At 45.1% G+C, this 11337-nt stretch carries 11 protein-coding genes and 1 tRNA gene; 7 read left to right on the top strand and 5 right to left on the bottom strand.

What is annotated here, in order from left to right; all coding sequences use genetic code 11:
* Window positions 1–36: 36 nt before the first annotated feature.
* From AM1_RS18310 to ruvX, 3 genes are all read right to left on the bottom strand, one after another.
* Window positions 37–1062 carry a long-chain acyl-[acyl-carrier-protein] reductase gene (locus tag AM1_RS18310; RefSeq protein WP_012164378.1) on the bottom strand — a complete coding sequence of 342 codons (1026 nt, stop codon included), beginning with the start codon at window positions 1060–1062 and terminating at the stop codon, window positions 37–39.
* 272 nt (window positions 1063–1334) lie between these two features.
* Window positions 1335–2030 (bottom strand): aldehyde oxygenase (deformylating), encoded by a 696-nt coding sequence (locus AM1_RS18305; protein WP_012164377.1) that lies wholly within the window; start codon window positions 2028–2030, stop codon window positions 1335–1337.
* Window positions 2031–2309: 279 nt separating this feature from the next.
* On the bottom strand, window positions 2310–2771 hold the full coding sequence (gene ruvX, locus AM1_RS18300) for a Holliday junction resolvase RuvX (RefSeq protein ID WP_012164376.1): 462 nt from the start codon (window positions 2769–2771) through the stop codon (window positions 2310–2312).
* 181 nt (window positions 2772–2952) lie between these two features.
* Here ruvX and AM1_RS18295 point away from each other — a divergent pair.
* Window positions 2953–3040: transfer RNA gene (locus tag AM1_RS18295), tRNA-Ser, on the top strand.
* A 127-nt stretch (window positions 3041–3167) separates the two neighbouring features.
* Here the strand turns inward: AM1_RS18295 and AM1_RS18290 are convergent.
* Window positions 3168–3548 (bottom strand): PadR family transcriptional regulator, encoded by a 381-nt coding sequence (locus AM1_RS18290; protein ID WP_010474947.1) that lies wholly within the window; start codon window positions 3546–3548, stop codon window positions 3168–3170.
* Window positions 3549–4461: 913 nt separating this feature from the next.
* Here AM1_RS18290 and AM1_RS18285 point away from each other — a divergent pair.
* Complete coding sequence (locus AM1_RS18285) at window positions 4462–6054, top strand: serine/threonine protein kinase (protein WP_012164374.1); 1593 nt, start codon at window positions 4462–4464, stop codon at window positions 6052–6054.
* A gap of 386 nt (window positions 6055–6440) precedes the next feature.
* Here the strand turns inward: AM1_RS18285 and AM1_RS18280 are convergent, their stop codons facing one another.
* Window positions 6441–7748: an FAD-dependent hydroxylase gene (locus tag AM1_RS18280; protein ID WP_012164371.1), complete on the bottom strand. Its 1308-nt coding sequence runs from the start codon at window positions 7746–7748 to the stop codon at window positions 6441–6443.
* 231 nt (window positions 7749–7979) lie between these two features.
* Here AM1_RS18280 and AM1_RS18275 point away from each other — a divergent pair, with 231 nt between their 5' ends.
* The 5 genes from AM1_RS18275 (at window position 7980) to AM1_RS18255 (ending at window position 11231) form a co-directional block, all read left to right on the top strand.
* A complete protein-coding gene (locus AM1_RS18275; RefSeq protein ID WP_012164369.1) occupies window positions 7980–8342 on the top strand; it encodes a ferredoxin thioredoxin reductase catalytic beta subunit in 363 nt (120 codons plus the stop codon).
* Window positions 8342–8779 carry a DUF309 domain-containing protein gene (locus tag AM1_RS18270; protein WP_012164368.1) on the top strand — a complete coding sequence of 146 codons (438 nt, stop codon included), beginning with the start codon at window positions 8342–8344 and terminating at the stop codon, window positions 8777–8779. The genes AM1_RS18275 and AM1_RS18270 overlap by 1 nt, the downstream gene beginning before the upstream one ends.
* 72 nt (window positions 8780–8851) lie before the next feature.
* Window positions 8852–9262 carry an LptA/OstA family protein gene (locus AM1_RS18265; RefSeq protein ID WP_010474957.1) on the top strand — a complete coding sequence of 137 codons (411 nt, stop codon included), beginning with the start codon at window positions 8852–8854 and terminating at the stop codon, window positions 9260–9262.
* A gap of 44 nt (window positions 9263–9306) precedes the next feature.
* A complete protein-coding gene (gene lptB / locus AM1_RS18260) occupies window positions 9307–10035 on the top strand; it encodes an LPS export ABC transporter ATP-binding protein (RefSeq protein WP_012164367.1) in 729 nt (242 codons plus the stop codon).
* A 59-nt stretch (window positions 10036–10094) separates the two neighbouring features.
* Window positions 10095–11231, top strand: coding sequence for an LptF/LptG family permease (locus AM1_RS18255; RefSeq protein WP_041659959.1), 1137 nt, complete (start codon window positions 10095–10097; stop codon window positions 11229–11231).
* Window positions 11232–11337: the final 106 nt, after the last annotated feature.

Here is an 11337-nt window from a genome sequence, read left to right as displayed (position 1 = left end):
GTTTGGGTCAGTCCCCAAACTATTACTATGACTAGCTTAGACAGCAAGTGCTAAGGGTTTAAAGCCATGTTTGAGAGAGATTTCACCAATTTTTTCCATCTTGGCAACCGTAATTTCGTTGCGTCCCCACGAAAAATTCGTGTGGAGCTGCTCAAATTCTAGGAGCATGGATTCGGCAAAACAGGCAAATAACTGACGATTGGGAATATTCATGTTGACGATATGCATGATTTTCCAATCGATATCTAGAGAATGCTCGACAATACCACCATTGAGAATATGAACATCAGGATGCTGAATTTTTGTCCCTAAGTTCTTCGGATAGCCGCCATCAATCATAAGGCAAGGATGCTTTAGATTTTCAGCATCAATCTCGATACCCTTGGGCATACTGGCAACCCAAACAACGATATCTGCTTGGGGTAGGGCTTCTTCAATCGACATGATTTTGCCTCGCCCCAGCTCAGACTGTAAGGTTTCCAGACGGCCTTGATGGCGGGCAACTAAGAGTAATTCAGCTGTATCTGTACGGGCATCTAGCCAGCGACATACGGCACTACCAATATCGCCTGTGGCGCCACAAACAGCAACGGTGGCTTTGTTGAGGTCAATCCCTAGCTTTTGAGCGCCTTGCTCCACTTGACGGCAAATAATATAGGCCGTATGGGTATTCCCGGTCGTAAAACGCTGTAAGTCTAGTTGAATATTTCGTATACGAGTAATTCGCTGTAAATTAAAATTCTCGAAAATAATGGAGGAAAAACCACCTAAAGCAGTTATATTAATCCCATTTTTCTGAGCATGGGCCATGGCATTAACGATTTTACGAGTCGCCGCTTTGATCCGCTGAGAGGCTAGCATCTCTGGTAGAAAACAAGACTCGACATATTTACCGTAAATAGTTTGCCCCGTAATACTTGTAACCGTAATGTCATCAACGATTTGAGGCGGGGCCATACACCAAAAATCTAAGCCTTGATCAGCGTACTCTGGATATCCTAGTTCTCGAGCGACGGATTGAGCATGCTGCAAGCTGGTTAGATGACCAATTAGACCAAACATAAATTTTAGAAAGGAGTAAGCATGGCTGTTTCAAACAGGCTTACTGCGAATGTGTAAATAAAAGACTGTTGCAATAGTACACAACAATGTTACTTAATATTACAGCAAACCGTTATTTCGAACCAGAAAAAGTGGTGGATATGACGTGAAGGTGTTTAGAATTAGGACGAGCCGCTAACCCTGAAACAGAAAGAGCCAGGCTTTGAGTCTGGCTCTTTCGAGGTCTTTAACAATGCCATGGCATAATTTGCCATGGGTTAGTGATGCGACGTTTACGCAGCCACAAGACCATAGGCAGACATCCGCATAATTTCGCCTGTAGAGAAACCAATATTGCTAAGGGCTTCACCATACTGGATCATGAAGTCTTCAACCAGGGCTTCTTTTTCCATTCCTAAAACGGCCGCATCCTTGTCCACTTCGTTCAGCATTCTCCAAACGATGGGGAGGTTTTTGCGATTAGCTTCTTGGATTTCTGCTTTCACATCATCGAAGTGAGCTTTAAGCCACTCTTCACCATAATTGAGGTGTTGATACTCATCCTTAACCACAGACTCTGTAATCTTACGGGCAAAGTCATCAGCGACGGGGATATAGATGTTGTAAGCTGCGATCGCAAAACACTCAATGATCAAGGACTGAATCACTAAGCAAGTTGGCACTTTATCCTCAGCTGCAGCATCTTGAAAATTCTTGTGTAAGTCGGAAAAGAAACGCCGGGCAAAGTCTAGATCGCAGGTTACTTTTAAGTTGCGACCGCAGGCTTCAAACCCTTTCTTATGACGGGCTTCCATCTTGGACAGGCGGATAAAGTCGTCTTGGTGCTCAGGCAGCATTTCGCCAAGACGAATATAGTTTTCATGCGCTTCTTGCTCACCTTCGATCACAATGCCGTCAATACGACTGTAAGCATCTTTGTAGGTGTCACTATAGAAGTCAATTTCTGAAATAGCCTGAGTTTGGGGCATATCTAACTAATCTCCTGATACATTCCTATTTATACTGCGTCAACAACGTGACCTTAAAGTCTAATTTCTAAAAAATAGAGTTCTAATCTTTTTCAGTCTACTTCAAGGAGCAAAAGTCTAGGCTGTCATCCTGATTATACTAATCCTAAGTAAATTTGCTCAGAATTTAATCAGTATATAGTAGATAAATCATTGCCAGCCTATCTTTTATCGATTATGGGTGAACCGTCAGGATAACGGATAGTCTGAATATGGCAATATTTTTCCCCAAGCTATTTCTTATGCCTGTAAATCATCAATATCCTTGGGCTTTTCTAAATAACGCTCAATTAAGAGAATGGCCACAATGTCATCGATAGGATGATTAATCTTGCGTAAACTCTGGGGAATGAAGCGGTGAATCCCTTGAGGCGGGTAAATCTGCCAATATCTGGATCGGGCTTCTAGCGTGCTATTGCGTTCATCAACCTGAACGATGTCAAGATTCAGAGCATACTTTTCATTTAAAACTTGCAGCCATTCTTTCGAAGTAGTCTGATTCCCCATTACTAATAAGGAGATTGGATAGATTTCGCACAAAGCATTAATAGAATCAATTACTTGGGAAGCTACCACCACTTGATGCCAGTGAATCGTCTGGTCTATCCCCATGACAGCTAACCCACATTTTTGTCGCCCTGGATCAAATCCAAGAATCATAGATGAGTCTACAGTGATGGTTTCTTGAGAAGTGGGAGGCATGCCGTCTATCATTCCGTTTTGTCTTGGTGATCGTTATGTTGTCCAACTTTAGTGGCAATCACGATTACAAATGTAAATGAATCGAGCGCCTCGAAAAATCTGTCATAGACTCCAAAGATTCAGAACTCCTTAGGTTAAGATGGACAGTGGACTTTGATATCTATTCAAAGAACATAGATTAGGAGAGGTGGCAGAGTTGGTCGATTGCGTCTGACTTGAAATCAGATGAGCCCTCACGGGCTCCGGAGGTTCGAATCCTCTCCTCTCCGTTTTACTAAAAACACTGACCATCCTGAAGCTGAAATAAAGAAAGCCACATCAGCACAACTGCTCATAGAAAATCGGCATTAGACCAAAATCTAATGCCGATAACTAATAATTGGATATAAAAAATACTCAACCAGATCTAAGTTGCTGAGCCCCTGAGACTAGCTGCTCTTCACCGAGGAATTGATGCCACAAACGCCCCAGTTTCCTGGCCTCATCAGATTTCTCTGTAGCCACTTCATACATGCGGCGTGGACGTCCTCGGCCTTCTACTTTTTGCCAATAGCCTCTGATTACACCCTCATCTTCTAAGAATTTGAGTGCGCTGTACAATACCGTATCTGACAAACGATATAGCGGATGGTTATTCTCTACAAGCTGGATCAATGCTGTTCCATAAGAATCACCATGGTCAATCAGCACAGATAACACGTAGCAAACCGCTACTTCTTTACTGAGATAGATAGGTGGTGGTTCTTGAAAATATCGATAAATATCTTGGAATTTCATGTGCTGTCTACTTCGTAAATAAGGTGAATAATGATGCGGAAACTAATGACAATGGTTAATCGTCATGCTCCATGAGCAGGTCTAGAGAAGTTGCCCGGAAGACGCCATTAGAACTTCGTCTGCCCTTGTGAATTTGCCTTACAGACGACAAACAATAAGAGCACAAAAGCTACTGCTCCCAAAAAATGACAGACCTAAGAGTGTTGCGGATTTGTGAGTTTCGCACCAGCTTCGGGAGCCAAAATGAGAGCAAGCTAAAGCTGTACTTCAGAACTTTGCGGCCCTAAAACGCTCAATACTGGTGATATGTGTTTTGAAATATAAAGATTTGAAGATAATCCCCCCGGTTTACCTAATGAACTCGATATTTAGATCAATTGTTTAGTACGTCAGCACAACATAGCTGTATTTATAACGTCGGCATTTATTAAGTAGTGACCTAACGATGGACAGCATTTACATAGCTAGGCTGAGTTACTATCACATTCGAGCTAACACTAGTGATTATAATTCCCAATTTTGTTTCTTAAAATTGAATTTATCTGAATTTTATAGTTCAGATTGTAAAAAATGATAGCGTTTATTCCTCTAATTCATCTCTCTGTACTTGTTTGATGAATACTTACGGAGGATGAAGAGACTTGAAAAAGATAAGTTAAGATTGATGTACTTCAATATTCAGTCTACAAAGTTATGCTTGAGTTTCCTGGAAGAAAATCGACAGTTTGTAGAGAATACTCTATTGATGCTTGGCAAGTGTTGCAGAAACTGTTCAAATTCTGAACCTTCTGGGAAAACTGTTGAGTGATGACACTTGTTGATAGCATACCGTTGAGAAGAACGCACAACATTAGGACAATCACTACCTTGTTTGGGAGTCAATTCGATCGGCGTGTGGGAGAGCAATCATACAATGATTGATGACAACACCGATCCAAATCTTGGTCAAGTGCTGATCAACCGATATCGGTTAGCAGAGCTGATTGGTCAAGGCTCAATGGGAAAGGTGTATCGGGCAGAAGATCAGCTCCTAGGTGGTGTCACAGTTGCCGTTAAATTTCTCGCTCAAACGTTACTGAGTGAGAAGATGAAAATGCGGTTTGCCCATGAAGCTCGCACTGGAGCACAACTGGGACAGCGGAGTCTCCATATCGTCAGGGTTTTAGATTACGGTGTGCACCGTAATGAAGCACCCTTCTATGTCATGGAGTATATGGAGGGAAAGAATTTAAGTGATGTGATTGCTGCTCAACCCTTAGGTATTAACCAATTTTTGCGGTTAATGCGGCATATGTGCCTGGGATTAGAATGTGCACACCAAGGCATAAAAATTGATGGCAAACACTGTCAAGTGATCCATCGCGATATTAAGCCTAGCAACGCTTTTGTGATTTCTGATCCTAGTTTAGGGACTTTAGCTAAAGTCTTAGATTTTGGCATTGCTCAGTTTTTATCAGACACCTCTGAATCCAATCAAACAGGCTCGTTTATGGGAACGTTAGCTTATTGTTCTCCTGAACAGATTGCTGGCAAAGATCTAGATAATCGTTCTGATATATATAGTCTCGGCATTACGATGTTTGAGGTGCTGACAGGACATATCCCTATTCAGGCCGAAACCAATTCGATTGGCAGCTGGTATCATGCCCATCGCTCTCAAGTTCCTAAAACCTTTCACCAAGTCGCCCCTGGATTACAAATCCCTACCTCTCTCAATGACTTAATTATGTCTTGTATGGCGAAGTCTCCGGACGCTCGCCCCCAGACCATGGCTGATATTTTGGCGGTCATCCAAACTTTGATAGAGCAAGGTTTGGATGGAGGCAAAGTCGAAATTGATGAACCTGTCATCGTCGAAAAAGAATCCCACCAAAGCACCGTATCGGATCGACGCCGCACTCTCGGAACAGCCCGTGTTCCCTCTATCCCAAATCCCCAGCAACGGTTCTGGTCCATTGAAGATGCAGGCTGGAATGTCGCTTGGCCCAAAAATAAGCCTATTGCAGATATTGTATTTCCACAATTATTAAAAACTGAAAAGGAAGAAGCGGTGGCCTTATGGGTAATGTTGCCGCGTTCTGAAGTCAGCCAGCGGCTGCTGAATACCCGCTATAACCAGTTTTTATGCACGATTCATCCTCATCCCATGGTGCTGTGGATTACGACGATTTATGATCCGATGTCAGGGCCAAAGTGGTTGCCTTGCTATCTAGATTTAAAGGATGCTCGCGGTGAGAAAGCGGTGCAATTGCTAAGTCAAACTGGCTATTACCCACTCATTTTCTTCTCCCGAGAGGATCCTGAACAACCCGCTAACGTTTGTACCGTACCGATTGCTCCTTATCAGAAACAAATCTTTCAAGATTGGATGCGCATCAGTCGAGGGGCTGTTGTCCCAGGTTCAGCCATGACCAGTAAGCAAATGCTGAAGGCTGAGTTGGAGAAAATTAAACCCAATATTTTGATTAAGCTTGAAAATGCCCAAGGGCAGAAATTTCAAACCTAAGTCGAGATCACTACCATCCTACGCAGGTGACACTAGCAAAATTGGGTGCCAGCTTCTGCGTACCCTCCCTCCAGCAAAACTGGGACTCGACAACGTCCCAAGATGTGGGAGAAGCGACGATGGCACTGATATCGCCATCTAAAGCAAGGTTTGAATTTTGCGTTCGCATTTCCCTGACACACATCTATATTCAACTGTAAATTCAGATCTTCGAGCCGTTGTTGTAGTACCTGTAAGGAGTCTATGCAATCCTTGGCTTTCGGGAGTGGTAACGAGAAGTCGATAGAACAGATCACATCCCAGAATACTGAGGCATTGACTCTACTATGGTGCCTTGCAGCCATTTCTTCTGGGTCCCTTGAAAGTATAGATGAGTTCCTATGAGTCTACTTAGGTTGTGCCAGGTTCGGCAAACGGCCACTCAAACCAGCCATAAAGCGGAGCGCCAGGATCCGCAGGGGAGCAATCCATTGCAATATACGCAAGCCCAAGCGCCGTCCTTGAACCACTAAGAACCACCGATTGGAAAAGACTCGATTGAGAATGTCGGTAAAACCGAGGGCTAGCCAATTTTGGCGGCGACGCCAACGCTGATATTGCCGCAGTACCTGAACACTCCCGATATCTTGACCGGCTTGATGAGCGACATGCAGGACTTGGGCTAAGGCTGCTGCATCCCGAATGCCTAAGTTTAATCCTTGGCCTCCGACCGGATGGCAGGTATGGGCAGCATCACCGACCAAAGCAAGTCGGTGCCCCGTATATTGAGTGGAATGCATCCATTTCGCTGGAAATAGGAAACGGTGTCCCACTAGAGAAAGTTTGCCCATTTGCGATCCGTATCGCTGCTGAAGTAAGTCTAGAAACTGATCTTCTTCTAATTCTAATAATGCTTGGGCTTGAGCATGGGGAGCCGTCCACACAATTCGACATTGGCGATTTGCAATCGGCAAAATAGCAAAAGGACCACTGGGCCAAAACCGCTCATAGGCAATATGGTTATGAAACTTCTCGGGAGCAATGGTCGCCACAAGACAGGATTGCCAATAATCCCAGCCTTGAGTGGTAATACCAGCCTGCTGACGAACTTGAGATCGGGATCCATCTGCCGCCACCAACATTCTGACGTTTAAAGTTTGGGGAAGAGACTCGACCTCATGCCGATGGGCTGCTTCTACTCCAGCAGAGCTGGGTGCCAATTGAACCTCTACACCATGAGGATGGTAATGGGTGGTTGTTACTTGAGCAGGACAGCACCAGTCAACATGCTCACACGTTTCCAGAAACTGAAGTAGCTCTTTGAGTAACACTCGATGTTCGGCAACATAACCTAAAACAGGCGTCCCCAAATCTCTCGGCTTAAATTTGACGACACTGGGACAATTGCCATCCGAGAGATGCACCTGGGAAAAATATTCGACTTGAGGAGCAATAGCCTCCCAAACGCCAATTCCCTGATAAATTCGACTAGAACTGAGGTGAATCGCATAGGCTTGTCCTTTCGCGACGGCCACTGAGCGGGGTTGTGCTTCAATCACGACCACCCGCAAGTTTGTATCTTTGAGGGCTGCAGCGAGAGTTGCGCCAACGATTCCACCCCCGACGATGGCGACGTCATAGTCAAAGCTGGTGGAAGACGGGGCATTAACTTCCGCGACAGCAGTATGTTTCGTGGTGGGTTGAACTGAAGCCATGGAATGAGAAAGAGTGTAATACATCTTTCATTGTTGCCTGTTTTTTGAACGGTAGGCAACTGGAGGCTTCTAGGATTGAGCGTTCACAGAGCAACAACGGTCAGGTGAGATGTCCTTTGAGATTTTTCCTACTCAGAAGGATTGCGGCCCATAAACACAAACCAATAGTGGTAGGCTTTAAACCAAAAGTAGCCAATATTCTGTCCCCAAGTTTTTGACCCCAAGGATCCTATGACACAAGCTAGCGGTGCCCAACAAGCCACGGAAAAAAGCCTGGAGGCGATGCGCAAGTTTTCTGAGACCTATGCTCAGCGTACTGGAACGTATTTTTGCTCGGATCTAGGAACAACAGCTGTTGTCATTGAAGGTCTCGCTAAGCATAAAGATGACTTAGGGGCTCCATTGTGCCCTTGCCGTTATTACGAAGATAAAGAAGCGGAAGTGGCAGCTGCCTATTGGAATTGTCCTTGTGTACCCATGCGAGAACGCAAAGAATGCCACTGCATGTTGTTCCTAACCCCTGATAATCCTTTTGCTGGGGACCAACAAACCATCACTGTTGATCAAATCCGAACTGAGACAGACAAGTTTTAATGGATGAACTACCTCCCGCTTTTTGGCAAGGGGTTGAGGAGTTCAATCAAGGCCAATATTATGCTTGTCACGACACCCTTGAGGCCTTGTGGATGGAAGCGACTGATCCACCGAAAAGTCTTTACCAAGGTTTTTTACAAGTTGCAGTCGCTTGTTATCATCTAGGCAACAAAAACTGGCAAGGTGCTGTCATTCTTTTAGGTGAAGGTATCGGTCGTTTGCAGTCCTATGAACCAGAATTTGCAGGCTTGGATATTGAAACATTTGTTGATGTCAGTGCAAACCTACTAGAATGCTTGCAGAAACATGGACCGGAGCAAGTGGCAATATTCAGTCAACTCGTCTTACCGGCTCATCAGCAGTCTGAGTCTGCGTCCCAAGATGTTAGCCTTATGAATCGCTTAACTTTATTACCCAAAATCACCACGGTAGAATAAAGCCTAATTACAGAACACTAGAGTGGCTGAATGACTGAAAGAAAGAACCATCGAGCTTTAAACAGGTAACCGATGAGCAATTTGCAAATGCGAGCGCCCATTTTTAGACTCAGAGTCAATCTAGTATGCATCATCCTCTTAGGGCTAGGGGCGATTTTTTTTAATCCGATTCAAGCCCAGGATCAGCGGCGATCGTTGACCCTAAGAGCAGATGTCCAAAAAGCCAATGCTAAAACCGGTATTGTAACGGCAGCCGGTAATGTTCAAATTCTTTATCCTCAACATAAGTTGAAAGCGACGGCTGCTAAGGCTCAGTACTTTAGCCGAGAACGCCGCATCCTCATGGAAGGAGATGTGCTAATCGAGCATGAGGGCAATAATATCCAAGCAGATAAGATTACCTATGTGATTGATGAAGGCCGATTTGAGGCTGAGACTGAATCATCTGAGGCGGTGGAGACGAACGTAAACCTATCTCAGTAGCCTGATTATCTGAGGACTTTTCTGACAATCTACGAGGAGTCCCCTTGCGTATTCGCCTACAAGACATTAGCAAATCTTATCGCCGCCGTAGCGTCTTGCAGAATGTCTCTCTGTCTGCAGGTCAGGGCGAGATTGTAGGGCTACTGGGGCCCAATGGCGCAGGCAAAACCACCTCCTTTTATATTGCGGTGGGATTAGAAAGGCCAACCCATGGAACCGTATGGTTGGGCAGTCAAGAGATCACAACATTACCGTTGCATCAGCGAGCCCGGTTAGGAATTGGCTATCTTGCCCAAGAGCCAAGTATTTTTCGTCATCTGAGTATACGAGACAATTTATTGATGGTCATGGAACAGTCGGGGGTGCCCCGCCCACAATGGTCCTCTCGGTTAGACCGTTTACTCGCAGAATTTCAGCTGGAGCATGTGGCGAATACGCTGGGGATGCAAGTGTCTGGAGGGGAGCGTCGCCGGACAGAATTAGCACGGGTGTTAGCTATGGGCAAAGAGGGGCCAAGATTTCTCCTCTTGGATGAACCCTTTGCGGGCATTGATCCCATTGCTGTCTCAGGGATGCAAACCATGATTGGTCGATTATGCGATCGCAACTTAGGTATCTTGATCACAGACCATAATGTCCGCGAAACCCTGGCGATCACCCATCGGGCTTATATCTTAAGGGAAGGGAGTATCCTGGCTGCAGGCACTCCTGCAGAGCTTTATGATGATCCCTATGTTCGTCAGTATTACTTGGGAAATCAATTTCAACGTTGATCGTTACCCTAGGCCCAAATCCTATGTTTAGAGTGAGCAGGTTTGTAGGGTGGTCAAGATTGGCTCTAGTCGATCGCTATCTGTTTCGACAATTGCTGCCACCTTTTTTATGGGGCATGGTGGCTTTCTCATCTATTGGTGTTTCAGCGGCGGTCTTGTTTGATCTGTTAGGGCAGGTGTCAGAAGCACGGTTACCGATTGCGATCGCACTATCAATCCTCACCTTACAACTGCCTTACTTTGTCAGTCTTGCCATTCCCATGTCGGTATTATTGGCTTGTTTGCTGACCTTATCTCGGTTGCAGAGTGATGGTGAATTGCTGGCTCTCCAATCCGCAGGGCTGCACTTAAACCGCTTGATTGGCTCTTGTCTAGGTTTTTCACTATTGGCCTGCCTATTCATGTTCGGACTGACCGAAAGTCTCGTTCCTGTGAGTCAAGCTCACTCACACCATCTACTACGCCAAACATTACAAGCAGGTCAATTTTCACTCCAAGGCCGCCACATCGTCTATCCAGATATTGGTCCCAATCAAGAGCTGCGCCGCCTTTTTTATGCTCAAACTGGCCAGGGGCAAACCTTATCTGGCATCACCGTCATCGATTGGACTCTGCCCAACAATCAGCAGGTCTTAATCGCTCAATCAGCCACATGGAATGCAGAGCGCAATATCTGGATATTTAAGGATGGCTCTATCTATGCCATAGGGACTGATGGAGCTGAAAAACATATCATTGAGTTTTCAAAACAGGAACTTCAGCTGCCGCCCCAATTGTCTCTCACTGATTCTGACATCAACCCCAATGGGGTGACCCTAGCCCAGTCACAGCAGCTACTCACAAAACTCCGACAAACAGGTCGTCCAACTCAAATCAGGGCCTTAGCAATCCAAATTCACCGCAAAATTGCACTCCCATTTACAGTTATCATCTTTGGGCTAGTCGGGAGTACTTTAGGCATCAGTCAGCGTCGATTAGCTGTTAGCAATGGCTTTGGTATAAGCCTGATATTGGTATTGGGGCAATATATCCTAATTTTCATCGCCGATGCCTGGGGCCAATTAGGCATTATTTCACCGTGGTTTGGAGCTTGGACCCCCAATCTTGTGACTGGCCTCATTGGGGTAAGTTTACTACTGCGACCAGGAAACGCTCTTCGAAGCCTACAGAAAGGTTTATCGTACTCAAATTTATAATGTTCAGGGAATAAACATCCCTATAATGTCCAAGTATTTCCATGGGCGTCCATAGGTCAAACTTGCGGGAAGCTCAGTCGTCTTTATGGAGCAATTCATTTAGTTG

It is taken from the genome of Acaryochloris marina MBIC11017 (genome assembly GCF_000018105.1).
Lineage (GTDB): Bacteria > Cyanobacteriota > Cyanobacteriia > Thermosynechococcales > Thermosynechococcaceae > Acaryochloris > Acaryochloris marina.
Note: the sequence above shows the minus strand (reverse complement) of the source record. Positions and strands in the feature narration are given on the sequence as shown.

Excerpts from the sequence above, each read along its gene's own strand:
- AM1_RS18310 (WP_012164378.1), bottom strand. The coding sequence starts at position 1,062 with ATGTTTGGTCTAATTGGTCATCTAACCAGCTTGCAGCATGCTCAATCC.
- AM1_RS18305 (WP_012164377.1), bottom strand. The coding sequence starts at position 2,030 with ATGCCCCAAACTCAGGCTATTTCAGAAATTGACTTCTATAGTGACACC.
- ruvX (WP_012164376.1), bottom strand. The coding sequence starts at position 2,771 with ATGCCTCCCACTTCTCAAGAAACCATCACTGTAGACTCATCTATGATT.
- AM1_RS18290 (WP_010474947.1), bottom strand. The coding sequence starts at position 3,548 with ATGAAATTCCAAGATATTTATCGATATTTTCAAGAACCACCACCTATC.
- AM1_RS18285 (WP_012164374.1), top strand. The coding sequence starts at position 4,462 with ATGATTGATGACAACACCGATCCAAATCTTGGTCAAGTGCTGATCAAC.
- AM1_RS18280 (WP_012164371.1), bottom strand. The coding sequence starts at position 7,748 with ATGGCTTCAGTTCAACCCACCACGAAACATACTGCTGTCGCGGAAGTT.
- AM1_RS18275 (WP_012164369.1), top strand. The coding sequence starts at position 7,980 with ATGACACAAGCTAGCGGTGCCCAACAAGCCACGGAAAAAAGCCTGGAG.
- AM1_RS18270 (WP_012164368.1), top strand. The coding sequence starts at position 8,342 with ATGGATGAACTACCTCCCGCTTTTTGGCAAGGGGTTGAGGAGTTCAAT.
- AM1_RS18265 (WP_010474957.1), top strand. The coding sequence starts at position 8,852 with ATGAGCAATTTGCAAATGCGAGCGCCCATTTTTAGACTCAGAGTCAAT.